The organism is Actinomadura luteofluorescens (assembly GCF_013409365.1).
Classification (GTDB): domain Bacteria; phylum Actinomycetota; class Actinomycetes; order Streptosporangiales; family Streptosporangiaceae; genus Spirillospora; species Spirillospora luteofluorescens.
This window is the reverse complement of the sequence record NZ_JACCBA010000001.1, coordinates 605,305-629,065: the sequence shown is the minus strand read 5'-3', so window position 1 is coordinate 629,065 and position 23,761 is coordinate 605,305. Positions and strand designations below refer to the sequence as shown.

The window sequence follows — 23,761 nt, the reverse complement described above, 5'->3', positions numbered from 1 at the left end:
GCTCAACCTCCCGGCATGTGGACGGTCCTGGTGAACTCCAGGTCCAGCGGGACACCCGGAACCAGCAGCGGGGTCCGCACCGTGACCTCGCAGCTCACGCCGTCACCGGCGGCGGTGCCCACGGCGCGCGGCTCCCTCGCCCAGCCGGGCAGCGCGCCGCGGGCGGCGGCCGGGCACGCGCCCGGGTCCTGCCGCTGCGCGGCGACCCGCGCGCCAGTGCGGGCGGCGTTCTGCACCCGCTCGACGGACACGACGGCCACCAGCGCTTGCAGGCACAGCAGGATGCCGACCCCCGCGATCGGCAGCACGGCCGCGAACTCGACCGCGGCGGTGCCCGCGTCGCGGGCCCCGCGGACGGGCCGCCCGCCGGCCGCCGTGCGGCTCATTCCTCCGTGCCCTTCTCCTCGTGGACGACCCGGGCCCGGGCGTGCAGGTCGAACAGGCCGCTCGTTCCGGGCAGCACGGCCGGGACCCGCACCGTCGCGGTGAACCAGTCGCCGTCCGCGCTCAGCCGCAGCCGGTCGGGGCGGTCCCACGGCGCGGCGATCCGGGACGCGACCCGTTCGCGGACCACCGGGCCGTCGGCCGCGCCGTTGCCGAGGACCGCGACCGCGCGGGCGCCCTCGCCGGCGGCCAGCGTCGCGTACACGGCGGTCACGCCCACCAGGACGACCTGGTAGGCGACCAGCAGCAGCAGGCCGATGAGCGGGAGCACCGCCGCGAACTCGGTGACGGCGGCGCCCGAGTCACCGCCGCCGCGCCGGGCCCGGTCGCGGGTCCTGCGGCCGTGCCCGGGGCGCCCGCGCCGCCGCGCCGCGCCCCACTCGTGCAGGCCGATCTCACGGGCCAGCGCCTCCACCGCGCTCCGGTAGGAGCTGGACGCGGCGTTGCCGGGGGCCCCGGTGTTCACCGCCTCCTCCACGGCGCGGAAGTCCGCCGGGACGGCCGTCTTCAGCAGCGGCGCGGTCAGCACCCGGCGGGCGAAGTCCGGCTGGACCTCGTCGCGGCGGGAGTGCCGGACCAGCACCACGCCCACGTCCTCCTTCTTGCGCACCGACAGCCGCTCCCACAGCCCGACCAGGCGCCGCACCCCCCGCAGTGCGGGCAGGTCGGGGCTGGCGGTGACCAGGACGCGGTCGGCCGTCTCGATGGCGACGGCGTTGGCGTCGGTGAGCTGGGCGCCGCAGTCGACGATCACGGCGTCGTAGCGGGACCGCAGCGCGACCAGGATCTGCCGGGTCGCCGTCTCGGTCACCTCCTCGGCGCGCTCTCCCTCGGCGGGGGCGAGCAGGACGTGGGGCCCGTCGCGGTGCGCGAAGAGCGCGTCGGCGAGCACGGTGCCGTCCAGGTCGTCGGCCGCAGCGCCGAGGTCCGCGATGCTGCGGCGGTGGGTGATGTCGAGGTAGGACTGCAGGTCGCCCGTCTGCAGGTCCAGGTCCACCAGGCAGACCCGCCGCCCGGCGCCCACGGCGGACAGCGCCAGGTGCACGGCCAGCAGCGTGGTGCCGGTCCCGCCCTTGGCCCCGCACACCGCGACCGTGTAGCCGCGGCGGGAGGCGCCGGGGTCGCCGCCCGAGCCGGGGTCGAGGTGGTGCCGCATCGTCCGCGACCAGTCGGCCGCGGCGCCCGTCCGGTGCTGGAGCTCGGCCAGCGACGGGTGCGCGTCGATCACGCCGCGGGCGCCCGCCTCCATCGCCAGGCCCAGCTGGTCGGTGGTGGGCTCCTCGACGACGACGATGATCGCGAGCGCCGGGTGCCGGCCGGTCAGCTCGCGCACCAGGTCGGTGGTCGGGAACCCATCGAGCGTGTGGTGCAGCAGCAGGACGTCGGGTTCGGCCTCGGCCGCCACCGCCGCCGCGACGTCGGCGGCGGTCGCCGCCTCCGCCGTCAGGACGACGCCGGTCAGCTCGTCCAGCAGGGCGCGCAGCACGGCCGCCGTCGGGAGGTCCCCGACGGCCAGCATGACGCGGATGCTCACGTCGTCACCTCACGGGGGCGGAGCAGAGCGGGGTCAGTTGCAGCTCGCCCGGTTCCCCGGCCTCGCTGATGAGCGCCAGCCGGATGCGGTTGGCGAAGCTTTCGGCGTAGGTGACCTTGAGGGAGTCGCGGCCGTCGAACGCGAACATGATCGCGACATGCTCCCCCTCCCGCCGCCCGACCTGCAGGACCAGGGCGCGCGAGACGATCCGCGACGCGCAGGCCTGCCGCTTCCCCTGCGCCGGGAACGTGGCGTAGACGTCGGTCAGCGCACCGGCCCGCAGCCGGCCGGTGACGTTGGGGTCGACGGTCACCTGGAGGGTGATCGCCCGCTGGCCGGGCCGCAGGTCGGGCTGGGCGGTCAGCAGGTCCGGCACGAGGTAGGTGCCGGGCCGCAGCCGGGTGGCGGCCACCCGGTCGCCGATCTCCTCGGGCCGGTGCAGGATCCCGCTGGGCGGGATCCACTGGCGGGGCATCGTCCGCGTCGCCAGGGCGTCCGGACCGGGACGCTGGTAGGCGCCGACCTCCTTGGTCACGACCAGGACGCTGAGCTTCGGGCCGACCTCCGCGCGCACGGAGGCGACGTAGCGGTAGACCGAGGCGAACACGAAGGCGGAGCCTAGGACCGCGACGCCCAGCAGCACCGCGCCGCGCCGCTGCCGGGGGTTCACGCGGACCTCGCGGGATCGTCGGGGGCGCCGCTGGAGTGGGCGGCGGCCGTGCCCGCCGGGGGCAGGGCGATGGGCGTTCTCACGGTCGTCCTCACTGCGCTGGTCAGGATGGGGGTGGGGGAGTCGCCGAGCGGCACCGCGGCGCCGTCGCGGGCGGCCGGCGCGGCCTCGCGGCCGGGGGCCGGGTCCGGCGGGGCGGGCGGCCAGCTCTGGTTCTGGTGCGGTGGGTCGGTCTGGAACATGCGGCAGGACGGGCAGATCTCGGAGGCCGTCGGGCGGCGGCACCAGGGGCAGTGCCAGAACCGCTCGCCCTGGACCAGCGCGCGGAACGCGGAGGGGGCGGTGCTGAACGCGACGAACTCCGCGTGCCGGCGGGTGCCCCAGTAGCGGGTGCCGAGCGGCTGCGGCGCGACGTCCAGGACCTTGTCCGGCCGGAACGCCTCGACCAGCCTGTCCCGGAGGCCGGGGAACTCCCCGTCCCGCCGCGCGACCAGCAGGTGGACCTGCCCGTCCGGAACCGGTTCGGGCGGGTCGACGGTGCCGGTGCGGCGGTTGACGGCGTCCACCCGGGGCACCGGCGCGGCCCAGGCCACGAAGCCGGAGCCCGGCACGTACGACCGCACGTGCTGGCGCAGCCCGGCCGGCACGTTCGCCAGCCGGGTGACGCTGCCCATCCGGGCACCGGCCGCGACCTCGCGCTCCAGCCGCTCGCTCACCCGCGCCAGCAGCCCCAGCGGCATGTACCGCGCGGAGTGCGCCAGCAGGTCGGCGACGAGGGAGAAGGCCAGCGGCGGCAACCGCAGCCCGAGCTCCGCGACCCGGTCGGTGTCCAGGAGGCCTCGGACGACCGGCAGCAGCCGCCGCGCCGGGGCGGCGTCCCATTCCGGGTAGACGACCAGGATCTCGGCGAAATCGGCCAGGTGGGCGGCGACCCGTTCGTAGGCGTCGGCGGTGCCGGTCAGAGCACTCGGCACGGTCAGCCGCTCGGCCGGCTCGGCCGGGACGTGGCCGGTGCTGGGTAGATCGCCGATGGCCACGACGGCACGGCGGACACGGTGCTCGTTCATCGCTCTCCAGGACCTCGGGTCGGTGGCGAACGGTGCTTGGTTGTCTTTGTTTAGACCCGATTATGTTGAGATGTCAAGCATCGGGGTAGGAAGCCGGAAAAGCTCCGTCGAGCGTTGATTGAGGGACTTTATTGGGCCCATCGGCCCTGCCCGCCGCGCGGCCCCGAGTTTTACCGTCGCGGCGGGACGGTCGATTGGCGGCCGGATTCAGCCGGGAAATGACAGAGAATGCGTAGTGACAGGTGAGGGCCGAACGGGACCGCGGCGGAGCCACCATCGTGCTGGTGGTGGGGATGACGCTGCTCCTGGTCGCCGCCACGATGCTGGTCGGCCGGCTGGCCTTCTCCAGCGACCTGCGCGGCCGCGCTCAGGTCGCGGCGGACGCGGCGGCCCTGGCGGCGGTGCAGCCGCTGCGCGAGTACGCCCTCGAACTGGCGCTCGCCGGGGTCGACCCCCGCGGGGCGGCCTACTGGGACGTCGGCGAGGACGCGGCGAGGGAGCGCGCGGCCCGCTACGCCGGGCTGAACGGGGCCGACCTGGTCGGGCCGGTCCGGTTGAGCGGGCTACGCGGCCGCACCGCGAGCGTGTCGGTCGCGACCCGCGACTGCAAGGTGACCAGTCCGGTGCCGGAGGCCGGGGCGCCCGGCGCCGAGGAGAGCACGAAGCCTCCAGAAACGCCGCCCGCTCCCGGCGCCACGGCGTCCCCACTCCCCACCGAGACCCGCCTTTGCCGGGACAGGTTCGGCGAGCGCGGCCTCGGCCGCTCCGGCACCGCGACGGCCGCCGCCCGGCTCGACCTGCCCTCCTGCGCCCGCGTTCCGGGGAGCGCCGGGACGCCGCGGCTGATCTGCGACGGCGTGCGGGCCTGGCCCGATGGCGACCGGACCGCGGTCGGCCGCCGCTTCCGGGCGAACCTCGTCGACGCCGACGACCCCGAAACCTACGGCGGCGAGCCCGACGGCGCCGTCCCCAACCCCCCGCCCGGCACCCCACCCGCCGCGGCGCGCGTGCTGGCCGAGACCTACCGGCGGATCGGCCCTGGGACCGGGCCCTGCACCCGGCTCGCCGCCCGGCCGCCGGGCGGCGACGACGCATCACGGAAGGAATTCGATGAGCGCTGGAGGCGCGCGGCCTGCGACGGATCCGGATTCGTCCGCGAGGTGCACCGACTGGCAGGGCTGGAGATCCCCGACGGGATCGGCGCCCTGCGCGCCTACGGCGCCCCCGTACGGCCGGGCGAGGAGAAGGCCGCCGACCTGGTGTTTCTCCGGGGCGAGGACGGTCGGCCCGAGCGGGTCGGCATCGTACTGGACCCCGCCGCCCGCACCTACGCCGAGTTCACCGGCGACGGCCGCGCCCGGATCACGGGCTACGGCGCCCCCGGCACCGCCGGCGCCCCGGCGGCCTTCACCCGCCCCGCGCAGCACCGGTAGCGAGCGGTGATCGCGCTCGTCGCGGGAGGCGCGGCGGCCGGCGGAGCCGTCGGCTGGTTCGCCGCGCCGCACGCCTGGCGCTTCCTGCCGGAGCAGGCGCGTGCCCGGCGGGCCGCCCGGCTGGCGCCGAGACTGGCGGTGGCGTCCGCGACGGCCGCCGTCTGGGCCCTGCTGGCCTGGCGCATCGGGCTCGTTCCCGAGCTGCCGGCGTTCCTCTACCTGGGGACCGTCGGCACCCTTCTCGCGGCCGTGGACCTGGCGGTCAGGCGGCTGCCCGACCTGCTCGTCCTGCCGTCCTACCCGATCGGCACGGGGCTGCTGATGGTGGCCACGCTGGTGGCCGCCGAGTTCTGGCCGCTGGTGGGCGCGCTGGCGGGCGCGGTGGCGCTGTGGGCCGCCTACGCCGTCCAGCGGCTGTTCGCGGCGCGGTCGATCGGGCGGGGTGACGTCAAGCTGGCAGGGGTCCTCGGCCTGTACCTGGGCTGGCTGGGCTCGGGCGCCTGGCTGCTCGGATTGGTCGCCGGCTTCTTCTTCGGGGGCCTGTTCGGCATCGCGCTCATAGCGCTCCGCAAGGCGACGAGAAAGACCGAGATACCCTTCGGGCCGTTCATGCTACTGGGTGCGCTGTTCGCCATAGCGATGAGCTGAGCATCGGACAGCGGCTTGGATGGGAGCGCTTCCAGTGCTCTTCCGAGCCCATCCGCGGTGATTATATGGTTGCTTTTAGTTGGGTTCGTGTGGTCGGCTCCGTGTGCTGGTTCCGGCATCCGAGAACCCCGGGTGACCTGCTCAGCGAAGTCACCGAGGCCGCGGCCAGGGGGTCCGGCTCGCTGCTCCCGCTCGCGTCGATAGCGCGTGCCAAGAGCGCCCGGCCGACAACGGCCCGCGCCATGGGGATTCGAGTGGACGGCGTTGTACTCATCGCCGAGATCGTCGATGCCGACGATCGGCCGAGCAGTAACGGTTCGAGAAGAACCTCAACGGCTTAGGCAACCGGATCGTGTTCGAGGGTCCGTTGCGCGTAGCGTCCCCCACCCACCCAAGGCGCGCCCTCTTGCAAGATCCCGATCTACCTGCCCGGGCGGGCTCGTCCGGGGTGAGACCAGACGCTCTTCCGCAGCCTGAGGACTGTGGTGTCGACCTGCCTAGACGACAGAGATCCCACGCGTGCGGGGGTGGACTGCGGGCGGGAAGGAGCGGCTCGCCGGTGCCGAGGGCCGTTCAGTTCCCTGCGTTGTTCCTCCGCCTCAGGCATCGCTCACGTCCGGCATCACCGCAGGCGGCGGGGGATCCGGCCCCACCTTCGGCGCCCGGTCGGCTCAGACCCGCGCCCGCGTCTTAAAGGCAACGGATCATGTGGTGTGCGCATTTCAGGGAACGTCCTGGGCGGTCAGGCGGGGTCGATCCCTCGGGGTGGAGGGGGCCGACAAGAAATCTTGGGCGGACTTGACCGGTCCACAGCCCTTGCGTGCAGGGAGCTTTGGAGAGTCTTTGCAGGTGGGTCGCGTCTTTGGGATGGACTTGACGAAATATGGGGCCGCTTGAACCTGTTGTGGGTGTGTGACCGACGGGAAAGCCCGTCCGGAGCGCCCGACCAGATCATGAAGGGCGCGTCGAGTCCCTGATCATCAGGACGGCCGATCAAGGCACGTCCGCCGCCGAGTCCGCAGAGCGCCGATCATGGCGCAGCGGAGCCGGGGACCCACCGAAACACCGGGGTGAATCCGCACCCCCGCCATGCGCGGGGCCGCGGTAGGGCCACTTCCACGCCCGAACCCGACAGCTAACCCGGTAGGCGGACTGGAAGAACTCAGGAGAACCTTCGCATGACCGTTCGTACCTTCGACCTGACCAAGCGCATGGGCGCCCGCGTCGCCGCCGGAGCCGTCCTGTCCCTGGCGGGCGCGTTCGGCTTCGCCTCCCTGGCCCCGGCAGCCCAGGCGGACGCCAAGCCCGCGAACACCGTGAACGTCGCCCCCGTGTCCAAGGCCGACGCCAGCGGCGCCCAGGCCGGCGCCTCCGCGCAGGACGTCATCAACCTCGCCCGCACGCAGGTCGGCACCCACGAGGACGCCTCGGGCAACAGCAAGTTCAACGACTGGTACGTCGGCTCGCCGCTGGGCGAGCAGAACGCCCACCGGATCGGTGCCGACAGCGCCTCGGTCTACAAGGGCCAGTCGTGGTGCGACATGTTCGTGTCCTGGCTGGGCCAGCACACCGGCACCAAGGGCATGGGCGCCGACGCCTACACCGTCAGCCACGCCAAGTGGTTCAAGAAGACCGGCCGCTTCGGCGAGACCCCGAAGCCCGGGGCCGTGGTCTTCTTCGCCTGGAACGGCGGCGGTATCAAGGGCGTCGAGCACGTCGGCATCGTCGTGAAGGACAACCACGACGGGACCATCAACACCATCGAGGGCAACACCGGCGACGCCGTGAAGAAGAAGGTCCGCGACACCTCCACCGTCGCCGGCTACGGCTACCCCGAGTACCGGTGAGCTGAGGCCGTTCAGCGGCCCCTTGCCCCGCACCGTCCAGTGGTGCGCCCCCTCTCCATCCCCGCGCGATCACACCCACGTCGCGAGCACGCCCACGTGCCGTGCGCCGGGTCCGTCATGCCCCAACGGCGAGCCCCTCACGCCCGAAGGCGTGACCCGGCGCCCGGACCACCGAGCAAAGGATGAACATGCAGCAGCGAGTCATCGACACCGCCCTGATCGGCACCGCCCTCGCGGGCCTGCTGGTGACGGGCGTGGCGGCCGGGGCCACTCATGGGGGCCCGGCGGACGAGCCGACGGCGCAGAAGGTCACCGGACAGCAGGTGACCGCGCACAAGGCCGCCGGGCAGCAGTTGATCGGGCACAACGTCACCGACCAGCTGGTGTCCGGGCACAAGGTCACCGGGCAGCGGGTGTCCGAGCCCAAGGCCGCCGGGCAGCAGGCGACCGGGCAGCAGGTGACCGGGCAGAACGACATGCAGGCCGCCCGCCATGCCACCGCCAAGCCCGTGAAGAAGGGCCCGAAGGCCCTGTTCAGCGGCAAGACGAAGGCGTCCTACTTCTGGGACGACGGGTCCGGCGTGAACGGTGACACCGGCGCCCCCGCCGGCGGCAAGCCGATGCAGAAGGGCCTGTTCGCCAGCCCGAGCTGGCCCATGCACACCAAGGTGAAGGTCACCTACAAGGGCCGCAGCGTCACCGGCTTCGTCGGCGACCGCGGGCCGGGCGAGCCGTCGCACCGCGGCGTCATGCTCGACCTAGACACCTACACCTTCCGCCACCTCGTGGACGGCAAGAAGCCGAGCAGCAAGTACAACACCGGTACCTCGGCGGGCCACCTGAAGGGCGTCAAGTACGAGGTCCTCTCCTGGGGCCACGGCGCCGGCAAGAAGGGCGCCCCGAAGCCCCTCGGCTGACCAGACAGCCCAGGTCTCATGACAGGCCCCGCTCCCGTCCTCGGACGGGAGCGGGGCCTGTCACGTCCGGGCGTCAGCCTGCCGTCCCGGACGGCGCTTCGCAGGGACTCCTCGGCGGCCTGGCGCCGCCCGCTGAGGGCGCGGTTACTCGCTTTGCGCCTGCTTCCACCGTTCTTGCATGCTCGCCATCTCCGACGCGGCGAAGAGGGAGAAGTCGCGTAGCTTGGCCAGGCGCGCCCCGGCATCGCCGCCCTCGCCGCCGACGGCCTCCACGCACTCGCCGGTCGTGTCGGCGAACGAGCGCAGCCATCGGTTGCGGAAGCCGAACATGGTTCGTTGTGCTCTGCGCAGATCTGGGGAGGCGTGGAGTCCGCTAGATGGTGCCGTCCGGGCGTGTTAGGACTGGGGTGGGGCACCATCCGAGCGCTCTTGGGCGAGGGAGTGCGGTAGGGAGTACCAGTGGGGTTCGACGTGGGAGCAATCCGGGTCGTCGCCTGCGACATCTTCGGGACGACCGTGGACTGGCGGACGGGGGTCGCCGGGCAGGTGGCGGCGATCGCCGCGGAGCGCGGTGTCGCGTTGGAGGGTGAGGCCTTCGCCGATGATTGGCGCGAGCGGTACCTGCCGTCTATGCAGCGGGTCAGTAGCGGGGAGCGGGAGTGGGCGTACCTCGACACGCTGCACCGGGAGTCGCTCGACGAGTTGCTGGAGCTGCACGGCGTCGCGGACGCTTTCGACGAGGACGCGCGGCGGCGGCTCGTCCGGGCCTGGCACCGTCTGCCGGCGTGGGACGACTCGGTGGACGGCCTCGCCGGGCTGCGGGAGAGGTACGTGGTTGCGGCGCTGTCCAATGGCGGGTTCGCCCTGCTGACGAACCTGGTCAAGGGGGCGGGGCTGCCGTTCGACTGCATCCTGTCGGCGGAGCTCGCCCGCACGTACAAGCCCGAGCCGGAGGCGTACCTGACGGCGGTGCGGCTGCTGGACGTGGAACCGGCGGAGGTCCTGATGGTCGCCGCGCACAAGTGGGACATCGACGGCGCCAGAGGGGCGGGGCTCGCCACCGCGTTCCTGGAGCGTCCGCTGGAGAAGGGACCCTCTCTTACCGCCGACCGAGCGGACGACGTGGAAAGCGACCTGGTCGTGCGCGGGTTCGGTGAACTCGCCGTCCTGCTGGAGGCCGGCCGGCGGCCCTAGGGCGTGTCCGGTGGATCATGTGTTGATCCAGAGCAGGGCTGTGACCAGGACGACCGCTGCGCGGTAGTTGCGGGCGAGTTTGTCGAACCGGGTGGCGATGCCGCGCCATTGCTTGAGGCGGCCGATGCAGCGTTCGACCACGTTGCGGCCCTTGTAGAGGGCTGGGTCGAACCTTGGCGGCCGCCCGCCTCGTGGGCCGCGGCGTACGCGCCCGGCCCTCTGGTCGACGCGTTCGGGAATGGTGACGGCGATGCCCCGCTTGCGCAGGGTCCGGCGGATCGCCGCCGAACTGTAGGCCTTGTCGGCGATCACCCGGTCCGGCCGGCACCGCGGCCGCCCCCGCGCAGGTCGCGGCACCCAGATCCCGGCGAGGACGTCGGGGAAAGCGGTGCAGTCGTTGACGTTGCCGGCGGTGACCACGATCGACAGCGGCATTCCGCGCCCGTCGACGGCCAGGTGGACCTTGGTGGTCAACCCGCCCCGGGACCGCCCGAGCGCCTGACTGCTCCTCGATGTCGGGTTCGTCCCGCCCGGTTCCCCTTTTTGCGGGCACCGGCAGCGTGCTGATGGGCGCGCACGATGGTGGAATCGACGCTGACGGTCCAGTCGATCCGCCCGACCGAGTCGTCGTGGACCTGCACGTGGGTGAGGACGCGGTCGAAAGTGCCGTCGGCGGCCCACCGCCGGTACCGCTCATAGACGGTCTTCCAGTTGCCGTACCGCTCCGGCAGGTCCCGCCACGGAGCACCGGTGGCCAGCTTCCACAAGATCCCGTTCAACACCGTGCGGTGATCGGCCCACCGCCCGCCCCGAGCGGGCTGCGCGGGCAAAAGCGGCTCGATCCGCCGCCACGCCGCATCGGTCAACTCATGCCGTCGCACCATGACACAGCATCAACCCACACCCAAAGATCGACCTCAGCCAAACACCAAGATCTACCGGACACGGCCTAGGGCGCGGACGCCGCCTCGCCCGGGGCCTCCACCTTCCCGGCGATGTGTTCCAGGGCGGTGAGGTCTTCCGGTGCCAGGCGGTCGATGAAGTGGTGGCGCACCGATTCCAGGTGCGCGGGGGCGGCGTCGACCAGAGTGTCCAGGCCGTGCTCGGTGAGGACGAGGAGGCAGCCCCTTCCGTCGGCCGGGTCGGGGGCGCGCCGGATGAGGCCGCGCGCCTCCATGCGGGTGGCGTGCCGGGAGAGGCGGCTGCGCGACCAGCCCATCTTCGCGGCCTGCTCGTGCAGGGTGCCGGCGTGGTCCGGCCGCTCCGACAGCGTGCTGAGCACCTCGTAGTCGGGCTCGGAGAGGCCGGCCTGGGAGAGGTCGCGCGCGGTGCCGGTCTGGACGGCGATCACCATGCGGCGGAACGCCCGCCACGCTCGTTCCTCGTCCGGGGTCAGCCAGCGCACGGGTTCGTCCGACGGTTTCTTTGACATGTAAACAACCTATCGCCTATGTTCATTTACATGTCAACGAAACAGGTGCGCGTCCTCGTACTGGTGTGCAGCACCCGCCCCGGTGCCCTCGGCCCCGCGGTGGGGGCGTGGCTGACGGAGACGATCACGCCCCGTGCCGCCGAACTCGGCGCCGAACTGGTGCCGCTGGCTCTCGCCGACCTCGGGCTCCCGTTCCTCGACGAGGAGGACCATCCGTCGTCGGGCGTGTACCGCAACGAGCACACGCGCAGGTGGAGCGCGATCGTGGACGCCGTCGACGGCCTCATCGTCGTGACGCCGGAGTACAACTACGGGATGCCCGCGTCCCTGAAGAACGCGCTGGACTACCTCTCCCGCGAGTGGGCGTGGAAGCCGATCGGGTTCGTCAGCTACGGCAACACCTCGGCGGGCACGAGGGCGGTGCAGCACGCCAAGCAGGTGGTGACCACGCTGCGCCTCGTACCGCTGGGGTCCACGGTCGCGCTCCGCATCGCCGACGCCGTGCACGACGGGGAAGTGCGGCCCGCCGCCGCTGCCGGCGAGGCGGCGATCGATGTCCTGGACGAGCTGGTCCGGGTCGCGCACGCGCTCCGGCCCATGCGGGAACAGGCGCGCGCCGGATCGTCGGCCGGACCCGAACCCGGCTCCTACCTGCGGCGACTGACGCCGGACGACGCCCCCGAGGTGACCGTCCTGCAGCGGTGCTGCTGGGTGGACGAGGCCCTCGCCAACGACCCCCTGACCGTCCCCGCGCTGCACGAGTCCGTGGAGCAGGTACGTGACTGGCTCGCGGCCTGGCAGGCGATCGGGCTGTGGCGGGACGGCCGGCTCCTCGGCATGGTGCGGACCCGCCGCGACGACGCCGAATGGCACGTGGGACGGCTCGGCGTCGTCCCCGACCTGCGGGGGCGCGGCCTGGGACGCTGGCTGCTCCAGACGGCCGAGGCCGCCGCCGACCCGGCCTGCCGCCGCATCGTGCTCTCCACCGGTGCGGGCAGCCGGAACAACATCGCGCTCTACCGGAGCGAGGGATACCAGCCCGCCCCCCTCACCGGCGAGGACGGCACCATCCGCCTCACCAAGGAGCCCTCAGCACCCGTCTCGTGATCGAGCGGGCTGCGGCGCGGGAAGCGGGAGAGTAAGGCCGGACTTGACGGTGTCGAAGACGACCAGGGTCTCGTAACGCTGGACATTGTCGTCCGCCTTCAGCAGGCGGTCACCGAGCCGACCGCAGTCGCGCATGCTGCGCGCCGCCAGGACGACCACGTAGTCCCACGGCCCCGCGACGCGGTAGCACTGCTGGACCTGAGGCTCTGAGCGCATCCGTTCGGAGAAGGCCCGGTGGTGCTCGAACGACTCCCGGACCAGGGTCACCAGGACCGTGGCCAGGACGGTGGGACCGAAGCGGTGCGGATCGAGGACGGCGACCTGCCGGGCGATGAGCCCGTGCTCGCGGTAGCGGGCGATCCGCCGCTGGACGGCGCTAGGGGAGAGCCCGACCTGTTCCCCCAGGTCGTGAAGGGTGCGCCCGGCGTCATGCTGGAGGAGGTCCGGCAGCAGGGCGTCGATCTCGTCCAGGCGCGGCGGCGGTGATTCGGGCACGCAAGATTATTGCGCCCTGGCGCAAGAATTCTCAATCGCTTCGATCGGGAGTTCGAATAGCGTCGGCCGGGTCGGAGATCCTTGGCGAAAGGTGGCGCGCATGGACCTGGACGTGGCGCGGATCGAGCAGGCCCTACAGGTGATCGATCCGGTGTTCCTCGACACCCCGCAGTACCTCGACGAGCAGCTGTGCCGGGCGCTGGGCGGCCGCGCGGTGACGGTGAAGCTGGAGACGGCCAACCCGGTGCGCAGCTTCAAGGGCCGGGGCGCCGATCTGATGCTGAGCACGCTCGCCCCCGGCACGCCGGTGGTGTGCGCAAGCTCGGGCAACTTCGGGCAGGCCGTCGCCTACGCCGGACGGGCGCGCGGGATGCCGGTCGAGGTGTTCGTGCCCGAGACCGTCAATCCCGGCAAGCGCGAGCGAATGGAGACGTTCGGCGCCCGCGTCATCGCGGCGGGACCGGACGGCTCGTCGGCGCGAGAGGCCGCGGCCGCCCACGCCGAGCACCATCCTGACCGCGTCCACCTCCAGGACGGCGTCCAGGCGGCGATCGCCGAAGGCGCGGGGACGATCGGAGCCGAGCTGACCCGCGGCGCACCGGCCGGCTTCGACGCGGTCGTGCTCCCGGTCGGCGACGGCGCATTGATCAACGGCGTGGCGCGCTGGATGAAGGAGCAGGCTCCCGGCACCCGGATCGTGGGGGTCAACGCCGAAGGCGCTCCGTCCATGTCGGAGAGCCTGCGCGCCGGCCGCCCGGTCCGCGTCGAACGCGCACGCACCTTCGCCGACGGCATCGCGGTGCGTCACCCGACGGAGGCCTCGGTTCGGCGCGCCCTCGCCCTCGTGGACGAGATGGTCCTGGTGACGGACGAGGCCATCGCCGACGCCATGGAGCTGGCGGCGCGCACGCTCGGCGTCGTCCTGGAACCGGCGGGCGCGGCGGGCCTGGCGGCGATCGCCGAGGGCACGGTCCCCGGCGCCCGCGTGGCGACGGTGCTGACCGGCGCCAACCCCCGTCCCGAACAGTTCCGGGATCTGGCGACCCGGCTCACGTACGGCCGGACCCGCGCCTTCGACACGGACTCGACCGACACCGGCACATCGTCACCGATCCCGAACGACTCGGGCCACGACCACCACGCACCAAGGAGGAAGGCACAGTGAAGCGCATCGGCATCATCGGGGTGGGTGAGATCGGCCGAGCCATTGTGGAGGGCCTGTACTACCGGGGCGACGACGCGCCCGAGGTGTTTCTCTCCCCTCGCGGAGCCCGCACCGCTGCGGAGCTGTCCGAGCGGTACCAAGGCGTGCGGGTGTGTCCCGGCAACCAGGCGGTGGTGGACCACTCCGAGATCGTGATCATCGCCGTCCGCCGCCAGCACCGGCACGAAGCGCTCGCCGGCCTGGCGGTGGCCGACGAGAAGATCGTGATCAACGTGATGGCCGGCGTCGGCAACGACGACCTGCGCAGGACCCTGGCCACGGAAGCCCAACTCGTACGGGCCATCCCCCTGCCCGCCATACGCGAACGCCGCTCCGTCACGGTGACGTGCCCGTCCCACCCGGTGACGGACTCTTTCTTCGAGCGCCTGGGCGGGGCGCTCCCGGTCGCGGACGAGACGGCCTTCGACGTCTTCTCCGCACTGACGGGGACGCTTACCACCCACTACTCCTACCTCGCCGCGCTCACCACCTGGGCCGTGGGCCACGGCATCGCCTCCGACGACGCGGACAACTACGTCCGCGGCCTCTTCCAGGAGGTCGGTCGTGCCCTGAGCGACAAGAACCGGACCCTGCGGCAACTCGCAGCCGATCACGAGACCCCGAAGGGGAGCAACGAGCGTGTTCGCACCACCTGGTTCACCCCTGCCAACTCCGAAGCCCTCACCCAGGCACTGGATGGCCTCCTTGCCGACCTTGCGGGGTGAAAGTGGAGCGGTCGTGCCACCGCCCCGTCCGCGCGGCGGGACCACAGGCGGTCGGCGGCATCGCGGAATAACTGTGATGCGGCTCCTGCTGTAGCCACCGACGAAGGACACGAGGGGGACGAGGAACATGACGACCGAGAGGGCCCTGCTCGCGGGCGGTTGTTTCTGGGGGATGGAAGAGCTGTTCCGGCGGCAGCCTGGAGTGGTCTCCACGCGGGTCGGCTACAGCGGCGGCGACGTGCCCAACGCCACCTATCGCAACCACGGGTCTCACGCCGAGACCATCGAGGTGGTCTACGACCCCGACCAGACCGACTTCCGGGCGCTGCTGGAGTTCTTCTTCCAGATCCACGACCCCACGACCGTGGACCGGCAGGGCAACGACATCGGCGCGAGCTACCGCTCCGCGATCTTCTACACCTCCGACGAGCAGCGGAAGGTCGCCGAGGACACCATCGCCGACGTCGACGCCTCCGGCCTGTGGCCGGGCAAGGTCGTCACCGAGGTGACCGCCGCCGGTGACTTCTGGGAAGCCGAGCCGGAGCACCAGGACTACCTGCAGAAGTACCCGAACGGCTACACGTGCCACTTCCCCCGTCCCGGCTGGAAACTGCCCAAGCGAACCGCCGAAGCCTGACATCCCAGAGCGGCGTGAGGCTGTGGCCTACGAGTTGCGGAGTCGCAGGGGAGCCTCCCAGGTGGCGGTGATGTCGCGTGCGACGTCATGGAGGAGCTCGATGAGCATGCCTGCGAGTGGTGTGAGGCTGGCGTCGGTTCTGGTCACGGCGTAGAGCTGGCGGTACGGCCTGGGGTGGGCCAGTTCGCGATGGGTGGTGCCAGGTGCGTGCGTCAGGGCCAGGCGTGACACCAGGGCCACTGCGATCCCCGTGCCGACGAGAGCCTGTGCGACGTCGTAGGACTCGGTCTCGAACCGCACGGTGGGAGTGAAACCGGCCTCGCGGGCGGCGTCGTGGAACTGTTCGCGGGCGGCATGGCCGGCCAGGATGGACACCCACGATTCGTTCCGCAGTTGTTCGAGGCGGAGTTCGGCGTCCGCGGGCCGGCTGGCCAGTGGATGGTCGTCGGGGAGAACCACGACCATCGGGTCCAACAAGAGAGAGTGGGCCCGCAGGTGCGGGGGCGGCGCGAGCGGCTTGCCCCAGGACGCGACGATGGCCACGTCCAGGTGCCCCGCGCTGATCTCGTCCACTCCACGTCCGGACACCACGTCCATGACGGAGACGTCGGCGGCCGGATGGCGGTGTCGCAGGGCCGTCAGGGCCGGCGGCAGCAGGTGCAGGGCCGCCGCCTGGAACGTCCCGATCCGCAGGCGGAGCGAGAGGTGGCCGAGCAGTGCGGCCAGTTCCGCCTCGGCTCTGTCCGACGCCTCCTCCACAGTTCGTCCGTGGGAGGCGAGCAGCGCACCGGCCGCGGTGAGCGTTGCTCCGCGAGGACCGCGGGTGACCAGGGGCATCTGCCAGTCGCGCTCGGCCTTGGCCACCTGCTGGGTGACCGCCGCGGGCGTGAGCTGGAGTGCGTGAGCCGCCGCCGTCAGGGAGCCGTGCCGCTCGATCAGGGCGAGAAGGCGGAGCTGTCCCGGATCCACCAGCATTCACTAATCCTAACGCTGGGCCCCTTCCTTTTAACTTCTCTTAGGGGCACGAGACGGGAAGCCTGGTGGTGCACCCATCGGCCGCGCTCCCCGGAAGGGGTTCTTCCCCATGCCCACGCATGTGCCCGTCTTCATCGTCACGACCCTGCTGCTGGCGATGCTGCCAGGCGCGAGCCAGGCCCTGATGATCCGGCAGGTTCTGGACGGCGGCCAACGCACGCTCCGAGGCACGCTCGCGGGCAACGCCAGCGGCTTCGTGCTGTGGTCCACGGCCGCCGCGGCCGGGCTTTCCGCCGTCCTGCTGGCCAGTCCCGCCGCGTACACGGTGCTCCGGATCGCAGGCGGCATCGTGCTGATGATCCTCGGGGTGAGGACGCTGCGGACCGCGCTCACCACCGTCTCCGCCCCCACGTCCTACGACGGCGAGCGCAGCACCGGCTTCGCGGGCGGATATCTCACCGGGCTGATCACCAATCTCGGCAACCCCAAGGCCGGCGTGTTCGCCATCTCGGTGCTGCCCCAGTTCGTGACCGAGGAAGGCCCGGTGTTCCTGTCGACCGTCGCGCTGGGAGCCCTGTGGGCGCTCGTCAGCGCCTCCTGGTACATGTTGCTCACCTGGGCCGTCGGCCGGGGGCGCGCCCTGGTATCGCGGCCGACCGTCCTGAGGGGGCTCAGCGTGACCACCGGTGTCGTCCTGCTGGGGCTGGGCGCCGCGGTGGCAGCCGGTGTCTGAGGGGGAGCGAGGAATCCGATGACGTACGCCGTGACACCGGACGGGACCCGCATCGCCTACCAGATCCAGGGCCGGGGGACGCCGCTGGTCCTGCTCGCGGGCCAGGCCAACGATCACCACTGGTGGGACGCGGTTCGTGCCGACTTCCATCCCGCTCGCAGCACGGTCACGCTCGACTACCGCGGCACCGGCGACAGCGACAAGCCCGACGCCCTCTACAGCACCGAACTGTTCGCCCAGGACGTCATCGCCGTGCTCGACGAGCTCGGCATCGACCGGGCCGACGTCTACGGCACGTCCATGGGCGGACGAGTGGCCCAGCACATCGCGGCCCGTCACCCCCGCCGGGTAGGCGCCCTGGTCCTCGGCTGCACCTCACCCGGCGGCACGCACAGCGTCGAACGCGGCAACGACGTCCGCCGAGCCCTGGCGCAACCTCAGCCTGAGGCCGCGCGCCAGGCACTGCTGGAGTTGATGTACACCCCGCGATGGATCGCCTCCCATCCCGGCCCCCACCACACCCTCGGCGACCCTCGCATGCCCGCCCACGCACGGCGCCGCCACCTCGTGGCCAGCAACCAGCACGACGCCTGGGACCTTCTTCCGGGCATCAGCGCCCCCACCCTGGTCGTCCACGGAAGTGACGATCTGCTGAATCCGGCCGCCAACGCACCCCTGATCGCCGACCGCATCCCCGACGCCCGACTGCACCTGATTCCCAACGGCCGGCACGCCTACTTCGAGGAGTTCCGCGCCCACGCCAGCCCCCTTGTCCTGGACTTCCTCACCACCGCGCATAAGCCGTAAGCGCCTGTGGAGCCGAGTTCGCCAAAACGATGGGCTCGGCGGCGACGTTTGGGGCCGCAGACCGAATGCGCCGAATCCGCCGGCGGGTGTCGGTGGGCGTCACTACGCTCCCCACCATGATCAAGTCGAGCGTCGCGCTTCCGGACGAGGACACCCTGGAAATGCCGAGGTCGTGGATGCGGCATCTGCATCCGCGACGCGGCGGGCATCCGGGGCCGAAACTCGCATCGGCCGACGTCCGCGAGGACGACCTGCTCGCTCGCTACGCAGGCCGGATCGAGGAACTTCTCGACCATTCCAAGACCGACCCGGCTCTGGCCGCCGCGGCGCGCGAGCATCTGGAAAGCGAAGGGAGCGCGCTGGGTGCGGCGGCGATCGTGGCCGTCCACGGCGCCGAGAAAGCGCACCTGGACCCGTCGCGGCAGGAGGAGGCGCTCAAGCGCCTGCGCGCATTCATCGCGCAGTCCGACGACGCCGAATACCGGCACATCGTCTCGCTTCTCGCTGGGCTGCGCACAACACCGGCACGGCGGATTCTCGCCGCCTACCTCGTCCCGACCGAACTCGACTGGGTGGCCGAATGTTGCGCGGCACCTGCGAACTCCGTGCCGCGGGAGATGCTGCTCCGGTCACTGGGCCCGGCCGAGCATCTCGAAATCCTCGGCGCCGGGGCCCATATCTCCGTCTCGGACTGCTACTACGTCGAGAACCTCATCACTCTGGCGGACGGCGTGGGCCCTGCGATCGCCCCGTTCATGGCCGAGGCGTTCGATCTCTTTCACGACAGCGCGCCCCGCCGCAAAGGCTTGCTGGACGTCCTGAGCCGGTTGCCCGGCGACGAGACGTTCCGGCAGATGCTGGAGCGCGCGGGAAACCTTCACATGATGGCGGCGCTGCGGGACAGCATGCGGCGATTCCCGGTCCGCGCGATTCGCGTCCTGGCGGCCGCGTCGGCCGGGGACGCCAAGGCACGCGACTTGCTGACCGACCATCTGCGGGCGCATGCGGAACTGACGAAGCAGGTCCTCCCAGACCTGCCCGCCGGGAGCCGCGCGGTCGTGGAGGAACTGTGGGCGGCCGACGACCGGTCTCCGGACGCGGCGGCGGACGAGGTGCCGCGCCCGCTGGCCGTCCCACGATGGGAGCGGCCGGAGCCGAAGGCCAAGCCGGTCGTCGTCAAGGGCCTGCCGGTTCCGCGGGAGCGGGCGATGGCGTGGGCACCGGACGAACGCGACGACTGGCTGAACAGAAAGATCGTCACCCTTGTTACGGGGGGCCACTCGTTCGGGCGGGTTCCGGTCCCCGCCGCGCACACGGAGGGCTGGGCGCGGCGGGTCGCGGAGGCCCGGTCCCCGGCGACCGATCTGGGCCGGATGCTCTACTGGCAGGGCGCGGTCCTGGCGGCGGGGCCCGAAGACCTCGTCCGCCCCGTCCTGGCCGAATGGCAGCCCGACTGGCGCCACGAGCAGGGACTGGGCAGGAAAGGGCACCCCTACGACCCGGATTCGTGGCTCCGCGTCATCATCGCTCGGTACGAGCTCGACGCCCTCCCGGTCGCGCTCGGCTACGCGCGGGCGCGGCCCGCGAACGGCGCCGAACTGCTGCTGCCCTTCCTCGACGGCGATGTCGCGAACGCGATGGCGGACTGGCTGCAGCGGAGCCCGACGGCGCGTGGTGCAGCGACCGCCTGGTTCACCCGGCACGGAAGCGCTGCGCTTCCCTACCTCCTGCCGGCCGCGGTCGGCCGCGCCGGCAAGGCGCGCAGGGCCGCCGAGCACGCCCTGCGCCTCATCGCCGCCCAGGAAGGCCCGGACGCCGTCCTCGACTTCGCGCGTGCGCATGACGAGCGAGCCGTTGAGCCGATCAGGACCGCCCTGGACGCGGAACCGGACGAAGCGTCGCGTCCCCGCAAGAAGCCACCCGCGCACCTGGCGGTGAACGCAGAAGTGCTGCCGCAGGTTCTGCTGCGGAGCGGGGGGCGCGCGCTGCCCGTGTCCGCCGTGCGGAACCTGCTCGCGCTGCTGGCGATGTCCACGCCCACCGAACCCGATCCCGACCTCGGTGGCGTCCTGGACGCGTGCGACGAGCATTCGCTGTCCCGCTTCGGCTGGGCGCTGTTCCGGCACTGGCGTGAGAACGGTGCCGAACCCCGTGAGGTCTGGCAGTTCGCCGCGCTGGCCTGGCTCGGGGACGACACGACCGTGCGCGAGCTCGTCCCGATGGTCCGGACCTGGCCGGGGGAGGGCGGCCACCACCACGCGGTGCGCGGGCTCGACGTGCTCGCCGCGATCGGGTCCGACCTCGCGCTGCGCGAGATCCATGCCATCGCGCAGAAGGCGAAGTTCAAGGCGCTGAAGCAGCGGGCGCAGGAGAAGGTCGAGCAGATCGCCGCCGCACGCGGCCTCACCACCGAGCAGCTCGGTGACCGCCTGGTCCCCGACCTGGGGCTGGACGCCGACGGCACCCTCGTCCTCGACTACGGCCCGCGCCGGTTCACCGCCGGATTCGACGAGGCGCTCAGGCCGTACGTCATCGACCAGGCCGGGAAGCATCGGTCGTCCCTGCCCAAACCCGGGCAGCGCGATGACGCCGCCCTGGCGCCCGCCGCCCACCGGCGCTTCACCGACCTGAAGAAGGACGTCCGTGCCGTCGCCGGGCTCCAGCTCCAGCGCCTCGAACGGTCGATGACGACGGGACGCCGGTGGCCGCTGCCGGAGTTCCGCGAGTTCTTCGCCGGACATCCGCTGGTGTGGCACATCGCGTGGCGCCTGGTGTGGATCGCCGAGCACGGCGACACCGTGACGGCGTTCCGGCTCGCGGAGGACCGCACGTTCGCCGGCGTCGACGATGACGCCGTCGCGGTGCCCGACGACGCCGTCATCGCCATCGCGCACCCGCTGCACCTCGGGAAGGCGCTGCCGGCCTGGGCCCAGTTGTTCGCCGACTACGAGATCCTGCAGCCGTTCCCGCAGCTCGGACGGGAAGTGCACGCGCTCACCGGCGAGGAGAAGGCGGCGGCCCGGCTGACCCGGTTCGAAAAGGTGACGGTGCCGTTCGGCAACGTGCTCCGGCTGGAGCGGCGCGGCTGGTACCGAGGCCCCGTGGATTCCGACGGCGGGATCTCGTGCCTCGTCCGCCCTGTCGGCGAGGGCCGCTACGTCGTCGTCACGCTCGCCACAGGGCTGTATGTGGGCCATGTCAGCGAGTCCGGCGATCAGACCATCGAGGCGGTCTGGGTCGGCGCCGACCCCGCTCCCGAGTACTTCTCCCACAGCTCGTCCGGGGCGGCACTTCACAGCTTCGGCGAACTGGACGCGGTGACCGCCTCCGAAGTGCTCGCCGACCTCACCGCGGTCGTCTCCCCCTGAACCGGCCGCACATCACGGAAGCGCATGAGTGCCGGCGTCGACCGAGCAGGGCGGGCGGGATTCAAGAGTTGAAGAATTCTTCAATTTGGTAGGATTGCAATCCGGTGGTGGGTTCGTGCCCGTGCGGCGGGTCACAGAGCGAGGAGATCGACGTCATGGGACGTGGGCGGGCGAAGGCGAAGCAGGTGAAGGTCGCGCGGCGGCTGAAGTACGGCAGCGTGGGCGGCGATCTTGAGCGACTGCGTCGGGAGCTGGACGTCGGCCCCTCCCCGTCACAGGTCCCGGACGGCGAGGAGGAGACGCAGGGCGGTCCGGACGGCTCCGGCGGAGATCGCTGATGCCGGTTCCGCTGTTCCAGGCCAAGGCCGAGCTGTTCAAGACGCTGGGGCATCCGGTGCGGGTGCGGGTTCTGGAACTGCTGTGCGAGCGGCCGATGCCGGTGCGGGACCTGCTGGCCGCGATCGAGGTGGAGCCGTCCAACCTGTCCCAGCAGTTGGCGGTGCTGCGCAGGGCCGGGATCGTCACCGCGCGCCGCGAAGGGGCGACGGTGATGTACGAGCTGGCCGGCGGGGACGTGTCGGAACTGATGCGCGCGGCGCGGCGCATCCTCACCGAGCTGCTGGCCGATCAGGGGCGGCTGCTGGACGAGCTCATGGCCGAGACGCCGTGACCGCCGCCTCTCCGGCCCGGCGGCTGGGCGGCCTGCTGCCGCGCCGGTCGGACTGGACGCCCGCGCGGCGGTCGGCGGGCCGGGACCTGACGGCCGGGCTGATCGTGGCGGTGGTGGCACTGCCGCTGGCCCTGGCGTTCGGGATCAGCTCCGGCCTCGGTGCCCAGGCCGGGCTGGTCACGGCGATCGTGGCGGGCACCCTGGCGGCGGTGTTCGGAGGCAGCAACCTGCAGGTGTCCGGGCCGACGGGCGCCATGACGGTGGTGCTCGCGCCGATCGTCGCCCGGCACGGGGCCGGCGGCGTGCTCATGGTCGGGCTGATGGCCGGGCTCATCCTGCTGGGGATGGCCGCGCTGCGCGCGGGACGGTTCGCGGCCCTGCTGCCCACCCCGGTCATCGAGGGGTTCACCGCCGGCATCGCCGTGGTCATCGCCCTCCAGCAGGTGCCCGCCGCGCTCGGGGTGACCGGCCCGCACGCGGAGAAGGTGTGGCAGTCGGCGGGGCAGGCCGCCGTCCGGTTCGCCGGCCATCCCACCGCGGCGGCTCCGGCCATGGCGGTGGCGGTCGCCGCGGTGATGCTGGCCGGCGCCCGGACGCGTCCGGCGGTCCCCTTCTCGCTCATCGGCATCGTGGGGGCGACCCTGGTCGCCGAGGCCGCCTCTCTGGACGTCGCCCGGATCGGTGCGCTGCCGTCCGGGCTGCCCGCTCCGTCCCTGGGATTCCTGGACGCCGGTGCGGCGATGGCGCTGCTGCCCTCGGCGCTGGCGGTGGCGGCGCTGGCCGCGCTGGAGAGCCTGCTGTGCGCCAAGGTCGCCGATGGCATGAGCGTCGGCGAGAGGCACGACCCCGACCGCGAGCTGTTCGGTCAGGGCGTCGCCAACCTGGCCGCGCCGGTGCTGGGCGGGGTGCCGGCGACCGCGGCGATCGCGCGCACCGCCGTCAACGTCCGGGCCGGCGCCCGGTCGAGGCTGGCCGCCCTCACCCACGCCGCCGTGCTGGCCTTCATCGTCCTCGCCGCGGGGAACCTGGTCGGCCGCATCCCGCTGGCCGCGCTCGCCGGGGTGCTGCTGGCCACCACCGTCCGCATGGTGGAGGTCGGGTCGCTGCGCGCGATCGCGCGGGCCACCCGCGGCGACGGGGTCGTCCTGGTCCTGACCTTCGCGGTCACCGTGGTGTTCGATCTGATCACCGCGGTGGCCGTCGGTGTCGCGCTGGCCGTCGTGGTGGCGCTGCGCGCCGTGGCCGCCTCGGGCCGGCTCGACGAGGTCCCCCTCAGAAGCGGCGACCGCGACGGCGACCAACCCGCCGAGGAGCAGCGGCTGCTGGACGAGCACATCGTCGCCTACCGCTTCGACGGCCCGCTGTTCTTCGCCGCCGCGCACCGCTTTCTGCTGGAGTTGACGCAGGTCAGCGACGTCCGGATCGTCATCCTGCGGATGTCGCGGATCTCCGCTCTGGACGCGACCGGCGCGGGCGTCCTCGGCGACGCCATCACCCGGCTGGAGGACCGCGGCATCACGGTCCTGGTCTCCGGTGTCAAAGCCGGCCACGACCAGATCCTGGCCGCCCTCGGCGTCGCCGAGCACCTGCGCCGCGACGGCCTGGTCTTCCCCACCACGCCCGACGCGATCGCTTACGCCCGCGCCCACCTGCGAACGAGCGGCGTCCTGCCACTCGCCGGCTCCGCGGAACAGCCCCGTCTCACTCCCAAGCCGTCCACCTGACCTCCTGGCGCGGCGCCCGGGCCTGAGCTACCGCCGAGCGGGCCGGCGCGCTGCCGGGCATCCCGAACCTGGACAGGCTTTCGGACAGGTGTCCAATTCAGGTACGGTCGAGGGCCGGCGCAGGCGGAGG

Annotated in this window: 24 protein-coding genes, 1 pseudogene and 1 riboswitch; of the genes and pseudogenes, 15 read left to right on the top strand and 10 right to left on the bottom strand. The window is 72.3% G+C overall.

Annotation, left to right across the window (positions count from 1 at the left end; translation table 11 throughout):
• Positions 1–2 precede the first annotated feature (2 nt).
• The 4 genes from BJY14_RS02740 to BJY14_RS02725 are packed head-to-tail and all read right to left on the bottom strand — an operon-like array spanning position 3 to position 3,715.
• Positions 3–386, bottom strand: coding sequence for a TadE/TadG family type IV pilus assembly protein (locus BJY14_RS02740; RefSeq protein ID WP_179842131.1), 384 nt, complete (start codon positions 384–386; stop codon positions 3–5).
• Positions 383–1,978, bottom strand: a complete 1,596-nt coding sequence (locus BJY14_RS02735; RefSeq protein WP_179842130.1) for a CpaE/TadZ family protein — start codon at positions 1,976–1,978, stop codon at positions 383–385. Before BJY14_RS02735 ends, BJY14_RS02740 begins: the two co-directional genes overlap by 4 nt.
• 4 nt (positions 1,979–1,982) lie before the next feature.
• On the bottom strand, positions 1,983–2,648 hold the full coding sequence (cpaB, locus tag BJY14_RS02730; RefSeq protein WP_179842129.1) for a Flp pilus assembly protein CpaB: 666 nt from the start codon (positions 2,646–2,648) through the stop codon (positions 1,983–1,985).
• Positions 2,645–3,715, bottom strand: a complete 1,071-nt coding sequence (locus BJY14_RS02725) for a hypothetical protein (RefSeq protein WP_179842128.1) — start codon at positions 3,713–3,715, stop codon at positions 2,645–2,647. The genes cpaB and BJY14_RS02725 overlap by 4 nt, the downstream gene beginning before the upstream one ends.
• Before the next feature lie 242 nt (positions 3,716–3,957).
• Here BJY14_RS02725 and BJY14_RS02720 point away from each other — a divergent pair, with 242 nt between their 5' ends.
• The 4 genes from BJY14_RS02720 to BJY14_RS02705 all read left to right on the top strand — a co-directional run bounded on the left by BJY14_RS02720 (position 3,958) and on the right by BJY14_RS02705 (position 8,560).
• Positions 3,958–5,148 carry an NlpC/P60 family protein gene (locus BJY14_RS02720; protein WP_179842127.1) on the top strand — a complete coding sequence of 397 codons (1,191 nt, stop codon included), beginning with the start codon at positions 3,958–3,960 and terminating at the stop codon, positions 5,146–5,148.
• A 6-nt stretch (positions 5,149–5,154) separates the two neighbouring features.
• Complete coding sequence (locus BJY14_RS44825) at positions 5,155–5,796, top strand: prepilin peptidase (RefSeq protein WP_179842126.1); 642 nt, start codon at positions 5,155–5,157, stop codon at positions 5,794–5,796.
• 1,014 nt (positions 5,797–6,810) lie between these two features.
• A riboswitch (cyclic di-AMP (ydaO/yuaA leader) is annotated at positions 6,811–6,960 on the top strand.
• A 14-nt stretch (positions 6,961–6,974) separates the two neighbouring features.
• Positions 6,975–7,643 (top strand): CHAP domain-containing protein, encoded by a 669-nt coding sequence (locus BJY14_RS02710; RefSeq protein WP_179842125.1) that lies wholly within the window; start codon positions 6,975–6,977, stop codon positions 7,641–7,643.
• 188 nt (positions 7,644–7,831) lie between these two features.
• A complete protein-coding gene (locus BJY14_RS02705) occupies positions 7,832–8,560 on the top strand; it encodes an RlpA-like double-psi beta-barrel domain-containing protein (protein WP_179842124.1) in 729 nt (242 codons plus the stop codon).
• Between the two features lie 144 nt (positions 8,561–8,704).
• On the opposite strand, the gene BJY14_RS02700 is transcribed toward BJY14_RS02705, so the two are convergent.
• Complete coding sequence (locus BJY14_RS02700; RefSeq protein ID WP_179842123.1) at positions 8,705–8,890, bottom strand: hypothetical protein; 186 nt, start codon at positions 8,888–8,890, stop codon at positions 8,705–8,707.
• Between the two features lie 129 nt (positions 8,891–9,019).
• On the opposite strand from BJY14_RS02700, the gene BJY14_RS02695 reads away from it, so the two are divergent.
• A complete protein-coding gene (locus tag BJY14_RS02695) occupies positions 9,020–9,754 on the top strand; it encodes a haloacid dehalogenase type II (protein ID WP_179842122.1) in 735 nt (244 codons plus the stop codon).
• Between the two features lie 15 nt (positions 9,755–9,769).
• On the opposite strand, the gene BJY14_RS02690 is transcribed toward BJY14_RS02695, so the two are convergent.
• The 3 genes and pseudogenes from BJY14_RS02690 to BJY14_RS02685 all read right to left on the bottom strand — a co-directional run bounded on the left by BJY14_RS02690 (position 9,770) and on the right by BJY14_RS02685 (position 11,186).
• Complete coding sequence (locus BJY14_RS02690; protein ID WP_312878929.1) at positions 9,770–10,435, bottom strand: IS5 family transposase; 666 nt, start codon at positions 10,433–10,435, stop codon at positions 9,770–9,772.
• Positions 10,426–10,638, bottom strand: a pseudogene (locus BJY14_RS46305) (transposase); the annotation flags it as partial. The gene BJY14_RS02690 and the pseudogene BJY14_RS46305, both read right to left, overlap by 10 nt.
• A 65-nt stretch (positions 10,639–10,703) precedes the next feature.
• Entirely contained in the window at positions 10,704–11,186 is a 483-nt protein-coding gene (locus BJY14_RS02685; protein WP_179842121.1) for a MarR family winged helix-turn-helix transcriptional regulator, read from the bottom strand.
• Positions 11,187–11,216: 30 nt separating this feature from the next.
• On the opposite strand from BJY14_RS02685, the gene BJY14_RS02680 reads away from it, so the two are divergent.
• Positions 11,217–12,293, top strand: coding sequence for a bifunctional NAD(P)H-dependent oxidoreductase/GNAT family N-acetyltransferase (locus BJY14_RS02680; RefSeq protein WP_218905022.1), 1,077 nt, complete (start codon positions 11,217–11,219; stop codon positions 12,291–12,293).
• Here the strand turns inward: BJY14_RS02680 and BJY14_RS02675 are convergent.
• Positions 12,276–12,788 carry an Lrp/AsnC family transcriptional regulator gene (locus BJY14_RS02675; protein WP_179842120.1) on the bottom strand — a complete coding sequence of 171 codons (513 nt, stop codon included), beginning with the start codon at positions 12,786–12,788 and terminating at the stop codon, positions 12,276–12,278. The genes BJY14_RS02680 and BJY14_RS02675 overlap by 18 nt on opposite strands.
• A gap of 100 nt (positions 12,789–12,888) precedes the next feature.
• Here BJY14_RS02675 and BJY14_RS02670 point away from each other — a divergent pair, with 100 nt between their 5' ends.
• The 3 genes from BJY14_RS02670 to msrA all read left to right on the top strand — a co-directional run bounded on the left by BJY14_RS02670 (position 12,889) and on the right by msrA (position 15,354).
• The gene (locus tag BJY14_RS02670; protein ID WP_179842119.1) at positions 12,889–13,953 is read left to right on the top strand and encodes a threonine ammonia-lyase; all 1,065 of its coding nucleotides are present in this window, start codon (positions 12,889–12,891) and stop codon (positions 13,951–13,953) included.
• Entirely contained in the window at positions 13,950–14,717 is a 768-nt protein-coding gene (locus BJY14_RS02665) for an NAD(P)-binding domain-containing protein (RefSeq protein ID WP_179842118.1), read from the top strand. Before BJY14_RS02670 ends, BJY14_RS02665 begins: the two co-directional genes overlap by 4 nt.
• 127 nt (positions 14,718–14,844) lie before the next feature.
• Positions 14,845–15,354, top strand: coding sequence for a peptide-methionine (S)-S-oxide reductase MsrA (gene msrA, locus BJY14_RS02660; protein WP_179842117.1), 510 nt, complete (start codon positions 14,845–14,847; stop codon positions 15,352–15,354).
• A gap of 27 nt (positions 15,355–15,381) precedes the next feature.
• Here msrA and BJY14_RS02655 read toward each other — a convergent pair whose 3' ends face one another.
• Positions 15,382–16,329, bottom strand: coding sequence for a LysR family transcriptional regulator (locus tag BJY14_RS02655; protein WP_179842116.1), 948 nt, complete (start codon positions 16,327–16,329; stop codon positions 15,382–15,384).
• A gap of 109 nt (positions 16,330–16,438) precedes the next feature.
• Between BJY14_RS02655 and BJY14_RS02650 the strand changes: the two genes are divergently transcribed.
• From BJY14_RS02650 to BJY14_RS02625, 6 genes are all read left to right on the top strand, one after another.
• On the top strand, positions 16,439–17,062 hold the full coding sequence (locus BJY14_RS02650; RefSeq protein ID WP_179842115.1) for a LysE family translocator: 624 nt from the start codon (positions 16,439–16,441) through the stop codon (positions 17,060–17,062).
• Between the two features lie 18 nt (positions 17,063–17,080).
• The gene (locus BJY14_RS02645) at positions 17,081–17,869 is read left to right on the top strand and encodes an alpha/beta fold hydrolase (protein ID WP_179842114.1); all 789 of its coding nucleotides are present in this window, start codon (positions 17,081–17,083) and stop codon (positions 17,867–17,869) included.
• A gap of 116 nt (positions 17,870–17,985) precedes the next feature.
• The gene (locus BJY14_RS02640) at positions 17,986–21,237 is read left to right on the top strand and encodes a DUF4132 domain-containing protein (RefSeq protein WP_179842113.1); all 3,252 of its coding nucleotides are present in this window, start codon (positions 17,986–17,988) and stop codon (positions 21,235–21,237) included.
• Between the two features lie 155 nt (positions 21,238–21,392).
• Positions 21,393–21,575, top strand: a complete 183-nt coding sequence (locus BJY14_RS02635) for a DUF3073 domain-containing protein (RefSeq protein ID WP_179842112.1) — start codon at positions 21,393–21,395, stop codon at positions 21,573–21,575.
• Complete coding sequence (locus tag BJY14_RS02630) at positions 21,575–21,907, top strand: ArsR/SmtB family transcription factor (protein WP_179842111.1); 333 nt, start codon at positions 21,575–21,577, stop codon at positions 21,905–21,907. Before BJY14_RS02635 ends, BJY14_RS02630 begins: the two co-directional genes overlap by 1 nt.
• On the top strand, positions 21,904–23,631 hold the full coding sequence (locus tag BJY14_RS02625; RefSeq protein ID WP_179842110.1) for a SulP family inorganic anion transporter: 1,728 nt from the start codon (positions 21,904–21,906) through the stop codon (positions 23,629–23,631). Before BJY14_RS02630 ends, BJY14_RS02625 begins: the two co-directional genes overlap by 4 nt.
• Positions 23,632–23,761: the final 130 nt, after the last annotated feature.